Source organism: Marinobacter sp., from assembly GCF_041686475.1.
GTDB lineage: Bacteria > Pseudomonadota > Gammaproteobacteria > Pseudomonadales > Oleiphilaceae > Marinobacter.
Genome location: NZ_JAWLDU010000007.1, coordinates 52884 through 68592, shown reverse-complemented (window position 1 = coordinate 68592; position 15709 = coordinate 52884). Strand labels below are relative to the sequence as shown.

General features: G+C 58.4%; 16 protein-coding genes. 13 read left to right on the top strand and 3 right to left on the bottom strand.

The genetic code is table 11. From position 1 onward, the window contains the following. The first annotated feature begins 106 nt into the window (after positions 1-106). Positions 107-1363, top strand: a complete 1257-nt coding sequence (locus ACESMB_RS03330; protein ID WP_372925217.1) for an HDOD domain-containing protein — start codon at positions 107-109, stop codon at positions 1361-1363. Between the two features lie 55 nt (positions 1364-1418). Next, positions 1419-1997: an LON peptidase substrate-binding domain-containing protein gene (locus ACESMB_RS03325; RefSeq protein WP_372925218.1), complete on the top strand. Its 579-nt coding sequence runs from the start codon at positions 1419-1421 to the stop codon at positions 1995-1997. Between the two features lie 12 nt (positions 1998-2009). Here the strand turns inward: ACESMB_RS03325 and ACESMB_RS03320 are convergent, their stop codons facing one another. The 3 genes from ACESMB_RS03320 to ACESMB_RS03310 are packed head-to-tail and all read right to left on the bottom strand — an operon-like array spanning position 2010 to position 5475. After that, on the bottom strand, positions 2010-3464 hold the full coding sequence (locus ACESMB_RS03320; RefSeq protein WP_372925219.1) for a bifunctional DedA family/phosphatase PAP2 family protein: 1455 nt from the start codon (positions 3462-3464) through the stop codon (positions 2010-2012). Beyond that, on the bottom strand, positions 3461-4459 hold the full coding sequence (locus ACESMB_RS03315; RefSeq protein ID WP_372970898.1) for a GGDEF domain-containing protein: 999 nt from the start codon (positions 4457-4459) through the stop codon (positions 3461-3463). The genes ACESMB_RS03320 and ACESMB_RS03315 overlap by 4 nt, the downstream gene beginning before the upstream one ends. Beyond that, positions 4456-5475, bottom strand: a complete 1020-nt coding sequence (locus tag ACESMB_RS03310) for a GGDEF domain-containing protein (RefSeq protein ID WP_372925221.1) — start codon at positions 5473-5475, stop codon at positions 4456-4458. Before ACESMB_RS03310 ends, ACESMB_RS03315 begins: the two co-directional genes overlap by 4 nt. 180 nt (positions 5476-5655) lie before the next feature. On the opposite strand from ACESMB_RS03310, the gene ACESMB_RS03305 reads away from it, so the two are divergent. The 11 genes from ACESMB_RS03305 (at position 5656) to lipB (ending at position 15642) form a co-directional block, all read left to right on the top strand. After that, on the top strand, positions 5656-6912 hold the full coding sequence (locus ACESMB_RS03305; RefSeq protein WP_372970897.1) for a glutamate-5-semialdehyde dehydrogenase: 1257 nt from the start codon (positions 5656-5658) through the stop codon (positions 6910-6912). 6 nt (positions 6913-6918) lie between these two features. Next, positions 6919-7551 carry a nicotinate-nucleotide adenylyltransferase gene (gene nadD / locus ACESMB_RS03300; RefSeq protein ID WP_372925223.1) on the top strand — a complete coding sequence of 211 codons (633 nt, stop codon included), beginning with the start codon at positions 6919-6921 and terminating at the stop codon, positions 7549-7551. Positions 7552-7638: 87 nt separating this feature from the next. After that, positions 7639-7989: a ribosome silencing factor gene (rsfS, locus tag ACESMB_RS03295; protein WP_372925224.1), complete on the top strand. Its 351-nt coding sequence runs from the start codon at positions 7639-7641 to the stop codon at positions 7987-7989. A gap of 2 nt (positions 7990-7991) precedes the next feature. Beyond that, complete coding sequence (rlmH, locus tag ACESMB_RS03290) at positions 7992-8462, top strand: 23S rRNA (pseudouridine(1915)-N(3))-methyltransferase RlmH (protein WP_372925225.1); 471 nt, start codon at positions 7992-7994, stop codon at positions 8460-8462. Between the two features lie 11 nt (positions 8463-8473). After that, a complete protein-coding gene (gene mrdA / locus ACESMB_RS03285; protein ID WP_372925226.1) occupies positions 8474-10366 on the top strand; it encodes a penicillin-binding protein 2 in 1893 nt (630 codons plus the stop codon). Further along, positions 10366-11508, top strand: a complete 1143-nt coding sequence (rodA, locus tag ACESMB_RS03280; protein ID WP_372925227.1) for a rod shape-determining protein RodA — start codon at positions 10366-10368, stop codon at positions 11506-11508. Before mrdA ends, rodA begins: the two co-directional genes overlap by 1 nt. Before the next feature lie 88 nt (positions 11509-11596). Further along, positions 11597-12625 (top strand): lytic murein transglycosylase B, encoded by a 1029-nt coding sequence (mltB, locus tag ACESMB_RS03275; protein WP_372970896.1) that lies wholly within the window; start codon positions 11597-11599, stop codon positions 12623-12625. Continuing rightward, the gene (locus ACESMB_RS03270) at positions 12625-13494 is read left to right on the top strand and encodes a septal ring lytic transglycosylase RlpA family protein (RefSeq protein ID WP_372970899.1); all 870 of its coding nucleotides are present in this window, start codon (positions 12625-12627) and stop codon (positions 13492-13494) included. The genes mltB and ACESMB_RS03270 overlap by 1 nt, the downstream gene beginning before the upstream one ends. Positions 13495-13525: 31 nt before the next feature. Further along, positions 13526-14692, top strand: coding sequence for a D-alanyl-D-alanine carboxypeptidase family protein (locus tag ACESMB_RS03265; protein WP_372925230.1), 1167 nt, complete (start codon positions 13526-13528; stop codon positions 14690-14692). 28 nt (positions 14693-14720) lie between these two features. After that, the gene (locus ACESMB_RS03260) at positions 14721-14990 is read left to right on the top strand and encodes a YbeD family protein (protein WP_372925231.1); all 270 of its coding nucleotides are present in this window, start codon (positions 14721-14723) and stop codon (positions 14988-14990) included. Between the two features lie 4 nt (positions 14991-14994). After that, on the top strand, positions 14995-15642 hold the full coding sequence (gene lipB, locus ACESMB_RS03255) for a lipoyl(octanoyl) transferase LipB (protein WP_372925232.1): 648 nt from the start codon (positions 14995-14997) through the stop codon (positions 15640-15642). Positions 15643-15709: the final 67 nt, after the last annotated feature.

Sequence of the window (15709 nt, the reverse complement as noted above, 5' to 3'; positions counted from 1 at the left end):
GGAGGCAAAAGGATACCAGATTACCTGTTGATCGCATGGTTGTTTTGCCAATCCGCGCTTACAATGTGTAACAGAGTTAATGAGCAATCTATCAAGGAGTCTTTCTATGGCTGGCCGGGAAAGCTTGCCTCTGCGCCGTCTAAAAGAGTTTCAGCCGTTGAACCGGCTGACTGATGATCAGCTGGTTTTGCTGGCGAGCAGGGCGGAGCGCAGGACCCATGGTCCGGGGCAGCGGGTGGTGGAGCGTGGTGTTCGTGATGGGCTGGATTTTTTCCTGGTTGCAGGCAGCGTGGAGCTGGAATCCATTGACGGTCGCAAGTCCACCATAGACGCTGAAAGCGACAAAGCGGTCAATCCCATCGCCCGGCTGCAGCCGCGAATGTACGACGTTACGGCAACCAGGGCCAGCGAGTTTCTGGTTATCCCCCAGGATATCCTGAACCAGCTGCTACGCTCGGCACCGGTGCCGCAGGTGGAAATGGACTCAGGGGATGGTGTTGGTGATGATGGCACCGAGGAGCATCACCTGCTGATGGAGTTCTACGCCGAACTGCGTTCCAACCAGCTCAGCCTGCCCAGCGTTCCGGATGTGGCATGGAAGGTGCGCCGGGCGGTAGACCGCGAGGAATCCACGGCAGACCAGGTGGCAAGCGCCATTTCAGCGGATCCGTCGATGGCCGCCAAGCTGGTTCGCGCCTGCAACAGCCCCTTGTACCGGGGCTTCAGTGATGTCCGCAACGTTCGTGAAGCCGTCGTCAGGCTGGGTATGCGCACCACCCGCCAACTGGTCACCGTGTTCTCGTTGCGGGAAGTGTTCAAGACCAGGCAGGCATCGTTGCAGAAAGAGATGGACAGGCTCTGGCGCCACTCCCGTGAAGTTGCGGCACTGTGCTGGGTACTTGCCGATAGTGCCACATCCATCAACCCTGAAGAGGCGCTGCTCGCCGGGTTGCTCCATGACATCGGTGTAGTGCCTGTGCTGGTGCAGGCCGAGCATCACGTTAATCTGTTTGCGGATCAGGCCAACCTTGAACATGCCATTGCAGAACTGCGGGCGGATGTAGGCACCGCGATTCTGGAAAGCTGGTCCTTCCCGGCGAGCTTTCTTGAGGCTACCCGCCATGCCGAGGACTGGGGATATGAAAGCCGCGAACCGGCACCCCGGTTGGTGGACGTCGTGATTGTGGCACAGTTGCACGCCATGATCGGCTCCAGCCAGAACGGTAACCTGCCTCCGTTTGATGAAGTGCCTGCCTACCGCAGGCTGGGCGAACTTGAACTGAATGCCTCCCGCAGCCTGCAACTGCTGACGGAAGCCCGTGCAAGGGTGGATGAAGTCCATCGCCTGCTTTCAATACATTGAGAATATGACAGGGCTGTCAGTCTTCCGGAGCTCTGAACTGGTGACAATACCGACAATGAATGTACCTCTTTTTCCATTGAATTCGATTGTACTGCCGGGGGGAAGAATCCCTCTCCAGCTCTTTGAGCCAAGATACATCGATATGCTGACCCGCTGTCTGAAGGATGACCGGGGTTTCGTGGTGGTTCTGCTCAGGGATGGGGTGGAAACCGGCACGACAGCCGCCTTCTATGACATTGGCACCTATGTGCGCATCATTGATTTCCAGCAGATGGATAATGGCCTTCTGGGTATCACGGTTGAAGGGCAGGACAAGGTTACGGTAGTACGCACCTGGCAGCAGCCGGACGGCCTGAACGTGGGCGATGTGGAATGCCTGCTGGCAGAAGAGGAACTAAGTGTTCCCGAGCGCTTCACCGAACTGCCCTCGGTGTTGAAAGCACTGTTTCGTCACCCGGTTATCCGTGAGCTGAACATGGACGTGGACTACAACGACGCCCGGGATGTTGGCTGGCGTCTGACGGAACTGCTCCCACTGGATAAACAGGAAAAGCAGCGCCTGGTAGAGCTTCAGGACCCACTGGACCGCCTGGAACGGCTGCTCGGATTACTGGAGGCGCTGGAACAGAACTGACGTGGTGAGTCTCTAGCCCGCCACCGGCCCGTGCAGAAGAACCCCTTCTGCCCAGTTATCAGCAACATACCACACGATGTAGAGAGCCCAGGCAATGCCTGCGGCCAGTAACGAACTGTCCGTCGTCAGCGGGATATTGTCGTAACGGCTGTAACTGGCCCGTGCCAGTCCGGAAATCGACAACCCCAGAAGAAGCCCCGCCAACACATCCGTAAACCAGTGTATTCCCAGGTAAAGCCGGCTCAATGCCACCAGCACGATGGGAAGGCTGAATAACAGGTAATAGCGCCAGCGCCTGCGGTGCCGGCTTTCCCGGGCAACAAAGCTGGCGATGAGGGACGACAACACGGTTATACCCGTGGTATGCCCGCTCGGAAAGGCCCCGGACGCGGGCGGGCCGAGCACGATATCCGGCCGCGGGATGGCTGACAGGTACTTGAATGCCCACACCAGCAGCGTTGCCAGCAGAGCGGCGCCGATAATATGCAGTGCTGCTGCGTAGAAACCACGCATGCCCAGGGCCAGTGAAAACAGCGCGGCGGCTGCCAGCAGTACCGGCGGGTCGCTTAGCAGCGTCAACGTCAACATTACCGGATCCAGCAAGGGATTCCTGAGTTGCGCAAACCATTCGAGCGTGAGGTTGTTGAAGGGCTCGAGCACCCGGGTAGCGGTTACCAGTTGTCCCAGTATTGTGAACAGTGCCCCGGCACCCAGCGCCAGGGACATTGAGGGGAGTGGAAACTCGCCAGCCTGGGACGGCCGCTGGCTGGTGTAAAGCCGCCAGAAACGATGAGTGGCATGGTAACGGCTCATCAGCCCGCCAAGCCACTGGTAAAGCCGGCTGCTGTGTCCAAGCCCCAGCTGAAAGCGGATGAGTAAAAGGTAGATCAGCAGCAGAACCCCGGCGCTGATACCGATCACCGGGTAGAAATGCGCCGGTGGCTCAAAGTCAGTGGCGAGTGCGCTGCCAACCAGGTAGCCCGGCAGCACGTAGGTGGGAGCCCAGGCGACGGCGGACGACAGGTTAAAGGCCAGAAATCGCCGCCAGGGCATGAGAAAGGCGCCGGCAATGAGGGGGATAACCGGGCGAATCGGGCCCACAAAACGCCCGATCACCACGCTTTTGCCACCGTGAAGATGAAAGAAAACCTCGCCCTTGGCGATGAAGCCCGGAAAGTGATTCAGCGGCCATAGCTTTTCCAGTCGGCCCTGGAACAGTCTGCCGAGGGCAAAGCTGATACTGTCGCCAGCGACAGCACCGGCGCCCGCCCAGAACAGCACCTGGAGGATCGGTATCGAGATCTGGCCTGCCAGCGCAGCGACCGCGAAAATAATGGCTACACCCGGAATCAGGATGCCGGCAATGGCAAGGGACTCGAGGAATGCAGTGGCGAAGATGGCGACAGAGAGCCAGCCAGGATTGGTAGCCAGCCAAGCGGTCAGTGCCTGCAGCCACTCCGAACTCATGACTGGCGAACTTCTCCCTGGCTATACCAGACCGAGTCGGCCCCGCGCTTCCTGGCCTCCTCAAGCGCCTGGCGCACCCGTTTCCGCAGGTCAGCCGTACGGGTATCTGAACTTGCGCGTGTTGTGCAACCGAGGCTGACAGTGACCTTGCCAGCCAGGGGCCAGGTCTGCTCCGCGATCGTGCGGCGAATACGTTCGGCAATGACGCGGACACCTTCTTCCGGGGTAAAAGGCAGGATCAGGAAAAATTCGCCATCTTCCAGCGTGTAAAGGGTGTCGCCGGCCCGGATCACCCCGAACAGGTGCTGGGTAAGGTCCCGTAGTAACCGTTGCATACCGGCTTTGCCATGGAGATCCTCCGCTTCATCCGCGTAATCGATGGCCAGGGAGATGACAGACAGTGAATGGGACATCTCGATGGCGCGGCTGATTTCTTTTTGCAGGGTTTCATCCAGGAAGCGTGCATTGTGGGCGCCAGTCACCGGGTCTGTAATAGCCAGGTCCTCGGCGGACTGTGCCATGTGATCGTAGTGCCAGATATACAGTGCCGCGACCGCTATTAATGCAAACACTCCGGAGCCGATGGTAACCGTATGGGTGACCGTCTGTGTCAGCAGCAGGAACAGTGCCAGTGCCGACAGCAACAACAAAGAAAGTATGATTCCCTGGCGTAGCGGCAGGATCAGCAGGTTCAGAAGTATCAGAGGCATGACCCAGTGGCTGATCCCGGGCGGATCCAGGGCATAGATTGCGGCGACCAGACCACTGTTGAGCGCAGTCAGGATGACCAGATGCCCGGGTGCGGAAAGCTGATGGCGGCGACAGATGAAGGTGTAGCCAGCGCCGGCGATAGTCAGGAGGGTCATTCCTGATGCCAGAAAGAACAGTTCGTAGAAACCATAGCGAAGGTTCTGGAAGGCCAGGCTGGCAATGAACAGGCTGGCAAACAGGTAGCCTGCCAGGTGAGTGAAGCTCCTCAGGCGCGTCTCGGTCATGATATCGGCCCTCCGGTTCCCTCGGCGCGGGCCGCTGGTGCCGTATGGGACCAGGTGCTGTAGGACTGGGCCCGGTTGCCTCCCTGTTGTTGAGCCCGCCGGAGGGCGTTGGCGGCAGATTGCTGCAGGCTGTCGGCATCATCGCCGATATTCAGCCCGGCGATGCCGGCGCTGATGGTCAGATCCAGCTGATGGGAAGCCAGCAGGGTGCTCAGCCCTCTGCGGATGGTCTCCGCCAAAGTGGCAGCGTCTGCCGTCGCAATGCCCGGCAGGATGATAAGAAACTGCAAGTCGGCCACTCGGTAATACGTGTCGAAATCCCTAAGTTGGGAATGCAGGTAGCGGCCAATTCGTGGCAATATGGAGCGTATGTCGGCGTCGGGGTTACTGTCGCTGAGATGGGTGTCCAGGCCGATCATGATCACCGACATGTCCGTGCCTTCACGCTCGCTGCGCTGGATTTCCTTGTGCAGGTCGGCCGACAGGTACTCCCGGCTTGCTGCCTGGGTCAGTTCGTCGGTACGACGCAGGGGCGCCAGCTGCCGGGATTTGTACTCACGGAGAAATACCAACAGCCCGGACAGCACAATGGTCAGCAGAAGCGCGCTGATCATCTGGTGACGATCCGGTGCTCCACCGGCCCAGTGGTTGGCGAGTATCGCCATCAGGGCGGCCAGAATCGTGATGCCGGCGCCCCAGAAAACCGGCAGCAGGGCAAAGCCTACCAGTGGCGCCACGTAGAGCCAGTGGGTCAGGCTCCGGGGGCCGGTCCACAGGCTGGTCACCAGAAGCAGTAACAGAGCAATGAACAGCAGGCGATGTATGGCGGGCCAGGGTTGCCGGAAGCGCCCGGGGTGGAAAGCACTGCTGGTGAAGACCAGGCCGGCGCCCACAATCGCGGCAACAGCGGTAATGGGTTCCCTCTGTATTACCGCGAATACAGCAATGGCGAGCAGGATCAGGAATCCTGTTCTCGACAGGCGGCTAAGCAGGAATTTTTCGGCCATCTGGGCCATGGTATCCGTCCTCTCCCGGGCGTCCGTGTGTTCAAAGCATACAGCAGGTACCGTTCAATGACCCGCGTAATAACGTGTGTCAGGGCGGTATAATAATCGCTTGGGATGCGTACTTGAAACGGGAAAGGTAAAGTTAGGCCCTGATTCGCACAATCGGTACAAAAATCTAAAGGTAATTGGATGGATATTGCAGCATACATGGCTGATGTGGGGCAGCAGGCGCGGGAAGCCGCTACTGCGGTAGCCCGATCCACAACGGCAGTTCGCAATCAGGCACTGCTGGCAACGGCGGAAGCACTGGATGCCTCGAGGGGTGAGCTTGCCTCGGCAAATACCAGGGATCTGGAGAGTGGTCGCAGCAACGGCCTTGACGAAGCCATGCTGGACCGGCTGGAACTGACACCGGCGCGGATTGACGCAATGATCGAAGGGCTACGCCAGGTTGCCTCATTGCCGGACCCGATCGGTGAAATCACCGATATGACCTATCGTCCCTCCGGCATTCAGGTCGGGCGGATGCGGGTACCGCTCGGCGTTATCGGTATTATCTACGAGTCGCGCCCGAATGTGACCGTGGAGGCAGCCAGCCTGTGCCTGAAATCAGGCAATGCAACCATTCTCCGCGGAGGCTCCGAGGCGATTAATTCCAACCAGGCCATCGCAGAGTGCCTGGCCAGGGGACTCTCGGATGCCGGGCTTCCCGGCAATGCCGTGCAGGTCATCAAAACCACCGACCGGGCTGCGGTGGGCGAACTGATTACCATGCCCCGGTTTGTCGACGTGATCGTTCCCCGCGGCGGCAAGGGCCTGATCGAGCGAATCAGCCGAGACGCGCGGGTGCCGGTAATCAAGCACCTGGATGGCATCTGCCACGTGTATATCGACAGTCATGCCGACCCTGAGAAGGCACTGGCCGTGGCTATCAATTCCAAGACCCAGCGCTATGGCACCTGCAACACCATGGAGACACTGCTGGTGGACCAGGAAATTGCCGGCGATATCCTGCCTTTGCTGGCGGATGCCTTCCGTGAGAAGGGGGTAGAGCTGCGGGGTTGCGAGCAGACCGTGCAGATTCTGGCGGATGTGACTGCTGCCACCGAGGAGGACTGGGAAACGGAATATCTGGCACCGATTCTTGCGGTAAAGGTTGTGAACGGAGTTGATGGCGCCATCGCTCACATCAATTGTTACAGCTCGCAACACACCGACAGTATCATCACCGAGAATTACACTCGGGCGCGCCGATTTATGATCGAAGTGGATTCCAGTTCGGTAATGGTGAATGCATCCACCCGCTTCGCCGACGGTTTCGAATACGGTCTGGGTGCGGAAATCGGTATCTCGACGGACAAGATCCACGCCCGGGGCCCTGTCGGCCTTGAAGGTCTGACATCGCAGAAATATGTGGTGTTCGGCGACGGCCACATCCGGACCTGATCCTGCATGCATGTAATCTATGGCGGTACCTTCGATCCCATTCATCATGGCCACCTGCGGCTGGCAGTAGAACTCCGGGAGCGGCTTGGCGTACCCGAGGTGTCACTGATGCCCTGCCATGTGCCTCCGCACCGCGAGGTGCCGGGTGCAACCAGCGCGCAACGGGTAGCGTTACTGGAACTGGCCATCTCCGGTGAGCGGGGGCTGACCCTGGACGACCGGGAGCTGGGGCGTGACGGTGCCTCCTATACAGCGGAAACCCTGCGCCAGATCCGTGCTGAGTTGGGGGCTGAGCGACCACTGACGATGGTGCTGGGTACGGATTCATTTGCCGGCTTTGACCGTTGGCAGGAGTGGCAATGCATACCCGAGTTGGCGCACATTGTGGTGGTACGGAGACCCGGACCCGGGCTGGAACCGGGCAGCGCACCGGCGCGCCTGCTTCAGGAGCGCTCGGTTGACAGTGTGGAGGCGCTCTACAAAGCCCCCTGTGGCCATGTTCTGGAACTGGATCCGCCCCTGCTGGATATATCAGCGACAGGTATTCGCGACAGAATCCTTTCTGGGCGCTCACCCCGATACCTCCTGCCAGACAGCGTATGGCAGGAAATTCGTCGTCAGGGACTTTACGGAGCATGACCTGACGGGAACTTTTAGTGCTACAATCCCGTGTGAATATGACTTATCGGGTGGCCGCATTCGCCGCCGCCCGCCAACAGGGTGATTATGCAGGCAGAGCAACTGAAAGAACTGGTCGTGGGTGCGCTTGAGGACGTCAAGGCGCAGGACGTGAGTATCATTGATGTCAGGGGAAGAACCAGTGTCACTGATTACATGGTACTGGCTTCGGGAACCTCTAACCGACACGTAAAATCCCTGGCGGATTCGGTGTTGTCGGAAGCCAGGGAGAAGGGGGTCAGGGCCAGTAATGTGGAAGGTGCCAATGCCAGCGACTGGATTCTGGTGGACCTTGGTGACGTAGTGGTTCATGTCATGATGCCCGCAACCCGCGAATTCTATGATCTCGAGCGTCTGTGGCGGGATGCTCCGGATCTGGGTGTTGCAGGTAGCGAATAGCGATGCGGTTACGTCTGGTCTGTGTAGGGCAGAAAATGCCCGAGTGGGTCAGCCAGGGGTTCAACGAGTACGCACGCAGGATGCCGCCGGAACTGCCCATTGAGCTGGTAGAAATACCGATGGCTCACCGTGGGAAAAATCCGGATATTCCCCGGTTGATGCAGAAAGAAGCAGATTCGATCCTCTCTGCGGTGGGCCCCAGGGACCTTGTCATTGCGCTGGAAGTTGGTGGCCGCAACTGGTCCACCGAGAAGCTCTCAAACCAGCTTGAGGGCTGGCAGCAGGATGGCCGGGATGTCAGTTTTCTTGTCGGAGGTCCGGATGGACTAGCCGATGCCTGCCGGGCCAGGGCCGATCGGATGTGGTCGTTATCTTCGCTGACCCTGCCCCACCCGCTGGTTCGTATCCTTCTAGCCGAGCAGTTGTACCGAGCCTGGACCGTCACCCGCAACCACCCTTACCACCGGGCCTAGGAAACCGATATATGCCCTGGGGAGAATTCAAGGATACAGCAGCCGAACGACGCCTGTTCCAGCGTCGGGCCCTGGTAATGCTGTTACTGGTGGCCACGTTGCTCGGAATGCTGGTCGCCAGGATGTATCAGTTGCAGGTTGTCGAGCACGATATCTACACCACCCTTTCCGACAAGAATCGTGTTCAGGTTCAGTCAGTGGCGCCCCCGAGGGGACTGATATACGACCGCAACGACGTGTTGCTTGCCGAGAATCGCCCGGTTTTCAGCGTGACCCTGGTACCGGAGCGGGTCGGCAATATCGAACAAACGCTGGCCAAGCTCCAGGGCATGCTTAGCATATCCGATGAAGACATGGAGCGCTTCGAACGTCGGCTGATGGAGCCGAGGCGACCTTTCCAGGAATTGCCGCTGCGTTATGACCTGGATGAACAGGAAATTGCACGGCTTGCCGTCCATCGCCACGAACTGCCCGGGGTGGAAGTGTCCGCCGAACTGGTTCGCTATTATCCTCACAGTGAACTGACGGCCCATGCGCTTGGCTATGTGGGACGGATCAATCGGCAGGAACTGCAGCGAATTGATCCCATCAACTATGCTGGCACCAATTACATAGGCAAGTCCGGCGTGGAGCGGTTTTATGAAAAGCTTCTGCATGGCCGGGTTGGCTATCAGCATGTAGAAACCAATGCCCGTGGCAGAACGCTGCGAGTGCTGGAACGCCAGAACCCGGTGCCCGGAGAGGACATCGGCCTGCATATGGACCTGCGGCTGCAGCGCCTGGCCCACGAATTACTGGATGGCCGCCGCGGCGCCATAGTGGCGGTAGAGCCATCCACAGGTGGGCTGCTGGCCCTGGCTAGCGTACCGGGTTTCGATGCCAACAAGTTCGTTACCGGTATTGGCAGTGATGAATACCGGGAACTGAGCACCAGTATCGACATGCCATTGTTCAATCGGGCGTTGCGTGGCCAGTATCCGCCCGGATCCACTATCAAACCCATGATGGCAGTGGCTGGCCTGGACAGCGGGGTAACAACCCGGGAAAAAGAAATCTGGGACCCCGGCTACTTTCAGCTCAGGGAAGGCGGCCGTCGTTTCCGAAACTGGAAACGCACGGGCCACGGCTGGGTCAATCTGATGGATTCGGTGGCTCAATCCACTGACACCTACTTTTACCAGATGGGTGTTGAAATGGGGGTGGACAAGATGCACCACTACCTGTCGGCGTTCGGCTTTGGTGAAGATGCAACCCTGGACGTCGCAGGGGCCCTCAGTGGACTGCTTCCCTCCAGAGACTGGAAACGGGCCGTTCACAATGAGTCATGGTACCCCGGAGACTCTGTAAACATGAGTATCGGGCAGGGTTATATGCTGGCAACGCCGCTACAACTGGCAACCGCCACGTCGGTTATCGCCAACCGTGGCAACTGGGCAGAGCCGCGGCTTCTGAGAGATATCAAGGGTGATCGCTCGATCGACAACGTACTGCCCACCGGAGATCACCAGTCAATCGAGCTCAAGAATCCGGGCGACTGGGAGTTTGCAGTGGATACCATGGTGGAAGTGATGCACGGCAGCAAGGGTACTGCCCGTGGTGCCGCCCGTGGAGCCCCCTATCGCATGGCAGGCAAGACCGGGACCGCCCAGGTGTTCAGCCTGGCAGAGGACGAAGAGTACGATGAAGAGGAAATACGCGAGCGTTTGAGAGACCACGCGCTGTTCGTTGGCTTCGCGCCAGTGGATGATCCCAAGATTGCCGTGGCCGTGATTGTGGAAAATGGCGGCAGCGGCAGTGGTACCGCGGCGCCCGTGGCCAGGGCTTTGTTCGACGCCTGGCTGCTGGGTTTCCCGAAAGAGGGAGAGGCACTGGTTGTGGGCGCATCCGAAGGAGACGCTAACTGATGGCAGCGGGAGACATGTTTACCGGGTCAGCACGCAATTCATTATCCGGGCCCAGGGGGCTCTGGTCTGTTCTGCATATTGACCCCATCCTGATGTTTCTTCTGCTGACGCTTATCGGTGGTGGTCTGGTAGTGCTCTACAGTGGAGCCGACCAGAACATGGCAGTGGTCAAGGCCCAGAGTATCCGCATGGGGGTTGCCCTGGTGGTGATGCTGGTCTTTGCCCAGCTTGATCCTTCTGTGTTCCGGCGCTGGGCGCCCTGGCTCTTCGCTCTGGGTCTTGCCGGCCTGGCGGCGGTGTTACTGGTAGGCGTCGGGGCCAAGGGTGCCCAGCGCTGGCTGGCAATTCCGGGATTGCCACGTTTTCAGCCATCAGAACTGATGAAACTTGTGGTGCCAATGATGGCAGCCTGGTACCTGTCACGCCATTACCTGCCGCCACGTATCCGCCACGTCGCTGTGGCGATTCTGATTGCCCTGGTACCCATGGCATTGATCATCCTCCAGCCGGATCTCGGCACATCCCTGCTGGTAGGCACAGCGGGAATTTTTGTGGTGTTTTTTGCGGGCATCAGCTGGCGGTTGATCGGAGCTTTCTTTGCCATGGTATCTGTGGCGGCGCCACTGATGTGGTTCTTCGTCATGCGGGAGTACCAGAAGCAGCGGGTGCTGACCCTGCTGGATCCCCAGAGTGACCCACTCGGCGCGGGCTGGAACATAATCCAGTCCAAAACCGCTATCGGATCCGGTGGGGTGGATGGCAAAGGCTGGCTTCAGGGCACACAGTCCCACCTGGAATTCCTGCCGGAAAGCCATACCGATTTTATCGTGGCCGTACTTGCTGAAGAATTCGGTTTCATCGGTATGCTGGTGCTGCTTGTGCTTTATCTTTTGATTATCCTGCGTTGTCTGTACATTGCCGCCATCGCTCAGGACTCTTTCAGCCGCTTGCTGGCGGGTGCTCTGACCATGACCTTTTTCATCTACATTTTTGTCAATGTCGGAATGGTGAGCGGCCTGCTGCCGGTCGTCGGGATTCCACTGCCTCTTGTCAGCTATGGCGGAACTTCCAGTGTTACCCTCATGGCGGCCTTCGGAGTGTTGATGTCTATCCAGACCCACAGGCGGATGATCAGTGCCTGACAAACCAGTGTCAGCATGGACAGCGGGTAATGGTTGCCCTGCAGGTCGTCGTGGTAATCTTGCCAGCTTCATCCTCACGGGGAGTTCCATGAAAACAGTCAGAAACCGGGTGCGTAACGGACTGGTCATCGCGGTCCTTTTCATGGTGCCGGCGCTGGCATGGGCGCAATACGACAAAACCCCTGAAGGCCAGGCTTTTATTGATGAGATGGCAAAGCGTTATGGCTTCGAGACCAGCCGGGTCGAAGCCCTGCTTGCCACGGCCGAGCGCCAGGATTCAATTCTGGATTCCATCAGCCGGCCGGCAGAAAAGACCCTGGAATGGCACCAGTACCGCAAGATCTTCATCCGCCAGGAACGAATCGAGCAGGGTGTCGAATTTCTCAGGCAGCATCGCGAGGCATTTGAGCGGGCAGAGGCCGAATACGGCGTGCCGGCATCGGTCATCGCTGCGATTATTGGTGTGGAAACCTGGTATGGCACCTATAAGGGCAAGCACAGAGTTCTGGATGCGTTGGCTACCCTGGCGTTCGACTATCCGCCGAGAAGTCGTTTTTTCCGCAGTGAACTGGTGCAGTACCTGCTGATGACCCGCGAGCAGGGTTTTGACCCGGAAGAACTGACCGGCTCCTATGCCGGGGCAATGGGGTATGGCCAGTTTATCTCCAGCAGCTACCGTCACTATGCTATTGACTTCGACGGTGATGGCATCGCCGATATCCTGCACAACCCGGTCGACGCTATCGGCAGTGTGGCAAATTATTTCCGCGCCCATCACTGGGAGCAGGGCGAGCCAGTTGCAGAACCTGTGCAGAGCGGCTTGCCGGAAGGTTCACCAATGCTGACACGGGAACTGAAGCCGACCCTCACAGTCAACGACTACCGGCAGGCCGGGTTGTCGCCCGAAGCCGACGTGGCCGGAGATGCAAAAGCCCGGGCAATCCGTCTTGCCGGTGCTGATGGTCCTGAGCTGTGGCTGACATACCATAACTTTTACGTGATAACCCGCTACAATCACAGTCATCTGTATGCCATGGCTGTGTTCCAGCTGGCCAATGCATTGAACGAGCTGGCCAGCCAGTCGGAACAACAGAACGGGGTGGATAATAACTCGTGATTAAAAGCACTTTCTTGCTGGCTGTCGTGGCGGCCCTGGTTCTGGCCGGGTGTGCGTCATCACCGGAACCGGATCATTCGTCAAGATACACCATGAGTCAGGACCGGGCGCCCGCCGGCAATTTCGATGTCTCGGACCTGCAGGATGCAGAGCCCCGTTATGAGGAGCCCCGGGGGGCTGGAAACAAGTCCCCCTACAAGGTGTGGGGAAAGGAATACCGCGTCATAGAGAGCAACGACGGTTATGTCCAGCGCGGCACGGCCAGCTGGTATGGCGAAAAATTCCATGGCCATAAAACCTCCAACGGTGAGGTTTTTGACATGTATGAAATGTCGGCCGCTCACAAGAGCCTCAGGATCCCCGGTTACGCCCGTGTTACCAATCTTGATAACGGCCGTTCGGTGATCGTGAGAGTAAATGACCGTGGACCTTTTCATGGCGACCGGCTGATCGATCTCTCCTATGCAGCTGCCAAGAAGCTCGGCTACCAGGGCAAGGGCACGGCAAGAGTGGAAGTGGCCGCCATAACCGTTGAACAAGACGGCTCAATGACCCTGGCGGGCAAGCCGTTTCCTGACGGGGAGGCACCGGTGCCGGCAGAGCGTCTTGCCGAGTCTGGTGGTGGCAGCAAATCACTGTTCGTGCAGCTGGGCTCGTTCAGCCAGCGCAGTCCTGCCGAGGTTCTGCTAAAACGCGCCCGTGAGGCGGTGGACGATCCCATGAGAGTGCGGGAGGTAAAAACGGCATCAGGCCGCTTCCACCGCGTCCAGGCTGGGCCTTTCAACGACGAAGATGAAGCACTGAGAGCCCAGAGCCGGCTTGAAAACCAAGGATTCGGTCAGTCAATATTGCTGACCGACACACACTGAACCAGTCACCCACTTGATACTGAATGGACCCATGGCAATAAAAAACGTATTTCGCGCCTGTACCGCTGTTCTCATGCTTGCCCTGCTGTCGGCAACACCGGCGGCAGCGCAGTCTGTGCTGATCCCGTCTCCGCCTCAGATTGGTGCGAGTTCCTACATCCTGATGGATCCGCTGTCCGGGCGGATCATCATGGAGGAAAACAGCCATGAACGCCTGCCTCCGGCGAGCCTGACCAAGATGATGACCGCCTATATCGTTGAGCGGGAGCTGGACGAGGGCCGGATAACCATGTCCGACATGGTGCCCATCAGTGTTGAGGCGTGGCGTACCGAGGGTTCGCGCACGTTCGTACAGGAAGGAACACAGGTATCCGTGGAGGACCTGCTCAAGGGCGTTATCATCCAGTCGGGTAACGATGCTTCTGTGGCACTGGCGGAGTTTGTTGCCGGCAGTGAGGATGCCTTCGTTGATGTCATGAACCAGCAGGCGCAGCTTCTGGGCATGAATGAAACCAGTTTTGCCAACTCCACCGGGTTGCCGTCACCGGATAATTTCTCTACCGCCTACGATCTGGCCCTGCTGGCAAAGGCGATTATCAACGACTACCCGGAAAACTATCCCCTGTACGCGCAGAAGCATTTCACTTTCAACAACATAAGGCAGCCAAACCGGAACAGCCTGTTGTGGCGTGACGACAGCGTTGATGGCCTGAAAACCGGCCATACCCAAGAGGCGGGCTACTGTCTGGTGGCATCAGCCAAACGCAATGACACCCGCATGATTGCTGTGGTTATGGGTACGGACAGCACGACAGAACGCGCCCAGGAAGTCCAGAAAATGCTCAACTACGGCTTTCGCTACTACCAGACAGAAAGGCTTTTCCGGTCCGGCCAGGAACTGCTGGAAGCTCAGGTCTGGGGTGGTGAGAGCGACAGCCTTTCAGTGGGCCTCATGGAGGATATTCACGTAACCATTCCCCGGGGCTCCCGTGACTCTCTGGATTCCACCGTGGAACTGGATTCCGTGATCAAGGCGCCTGTGTCGAAAGGCGATGAGCTGGGTCGGGTGACTGTGAAACTGGACGATGAGGTAGTGGTTGACCAGCCGGTACTGGCCCTCAGTGATGTGCCCGAGGGTGGGTTTTTCAAACGCATCTGGGACGCCATCAAGCTATTCTTCATGCAGTTGTTTGAATAAGGGCCGGTGCGCCCGGGAGAAATCCGCGATGAGTGAGCCAAAGGCACCCAAAATAGAGTTCCCCTGTGACTATGTGATCAAGGTCATCGGGGATTCCGCCCCCGATTTCAAAGAGTTTGTGGTGGAAGTGGTAGAGCAGCATGCACCAGGGATATCCGAAAAGGATGTATTTGTCCGGGAAAGCAGCGGCGGACGCTTTTCGTCAGTGAATCTGACAATCGTCGCCACCGGCGAACCGCAGCTCAAGGCTCTGTTTGAAGAGCTGAAGGCCAGTGGCCGGGTCCATATGGTGCTGTGACCGGATGGACGAATTGATTGTTCGTACACTGGGAGAGCAGCCTTACCTGGAAACCTGGGAGGCGATGAAATCGTTCACCGCCGGCCGTGATGCCTCAACGCCCGATGAAATCTGGCTGCTGGAGCATCCACGGGTATACACCCAGGGGCAGGCGGGCAAGGCCGAGCATATTCTTGCTCCGGGCGATATTCCCGTCATTCAGGTCGACCGTGGCGGACAGGTGACTTACCACGGCCCCGGACAACTGGTGGTCTATCTGCTGATCGACCTCACCAGGCACAGGCTTGGCGTGCGCACACTGGTGGATGTAATTGAGCGCTCGATCGTCCAGACGCTGGCAGAGTTTGGAATTGCGGCCTCGCCACGGCCCGATGCACCGGGCGTGTACGTTGAGGAGGCGAAAATTGCGTCTCTTGGCCTGAGGGTGAAACGCGGCTGCTCGTTTCACGGTCTGGCGCTGAACGTTGCCATGGACATGGAGCCGTTCCGCCGTATCAACCCCTGCGGTTACGCCGGTATGTCCATGTGCCAGGTCAGGGACTTTGCACCGGGCGTGGATATCAGTGACGTGACAACCATTCTGTCTGGCGAGCTTGCCGCCAGCCTCGCGCATGGAAACATCCGCCGAATTCCCTGGTGCCCTTGGAATTGATGATCGGTCGGTTAGGTTTGAACGGAGAGGTATCCGTATAATGAATTCATAGGCTGATAACGCCAAC

Excerpts from the sequence above, each read along its gene's own strand:
- ACESMB_RS03260 (WP_372925231.1), top strand. The coding sequence starts at position 14,721 with ATGAGTGAGCCAAAGGCACCCAAAATAGAGTTCCCCTGTGACTATGTG.
- ACESMB_RS03305 (WP_372970897.1), top strand. The coding sequence starts at position 5,656 with ATGGATATTGCAGCATACATGGCTGATGTGGGGCAGCAGGCGCGGGAA.
- ACESMB_RS03310 (WP_372925221.1), bottom strand. The coding sequence starts at position 5,475 with ATGGCCCAGATGGCCGAAAAATTCCTGCTTAGCCGCCTGTCGAGAACA.
- rsfS (WP_372925224.1), top strand. The coding sequence starts at position 7,639 with ATGCAGGCAGAGCAACTGAAAGAACTGGTCGTGGGTGCGCTTGAGGAC.
- rodA (WP_372925227.1), top strand. The coding sequence starts at position 10,366 with ATGGCAGCGGGAGACATGTTTACCGGGTCAGCACGCAATTCATTATCC.
- mltB (WP_372970896.1), top strand. The coding sequence starts at position 11,597 with ATGAAAACAGTCAGAAACCGGGTGCGTAACGGACTGGTCATCGCGGTC.
- lipB (WP_372925232.1), top strand. The coding sequence starts at position 14,995 with ATGGACGAATTGATTGTTCGTACACTGGGAGAGCAGCCTTACCTGGAA.
- rlmH (WP_372925225.1), top strand. The coding sequence starts at position 7,992 with ATGCGGTTACGTCTGGTCTGTGTAGGGCAGAAAATGCCCGAGTGGGTC.
- mrdA (WP_372925226.1), top strand. The coding sequence starts at position 8,474 with ATGCCCTGGGGAGAATTCAAGGATACAGCAGCCGAACGACGCCTGTTC.
- ACESMB_RS03265 (WP_372925230.1), top strand. The coding sequence starts at position 13,526 with ATGGCAATAAAAAACGTATTTCGCGCCTGTACCGCTGTTCTCATGCTT.
- ACESMB_RS03315 (WP_372970898.1), bottom strand. The coding sequence starts at position 4,459 with ATGACCGAGACGCGCCTGAGGAGCTTCACTCACCTGGCAGGCTACCTG.
- ACESMB_RS03330 (WP_372925217.1), top strand. The coding sequence starts at position 107 with ATGGCTGGCCGGGAAAGCTTGCCTCTGCGCCGTCTAAAAGAGTTTCAG.
- ACESMB_RS03320 (WP_372925219.1), bottom strand. The coding sequence starts at position 3,464 with ATGAGTTCGGAGTGGCTGCAGGCACTGACCGCTTGGCTGGCTACCAAT.
- ACESMB_RS03325 (WP_372925218.1), top strand. The coding sequence starts at position 1,419 with ATGAATGTACCTCTTTTTCCATTGAATTCGATTGTACTGCCGGGGGGA.
- nadD (WP_372925223.1), top strand. The coding sequence starts at position 6,919 with ATGCATGTAATCTATGGCGGTACCTTCGATCCCATTCATCATGGCCAC.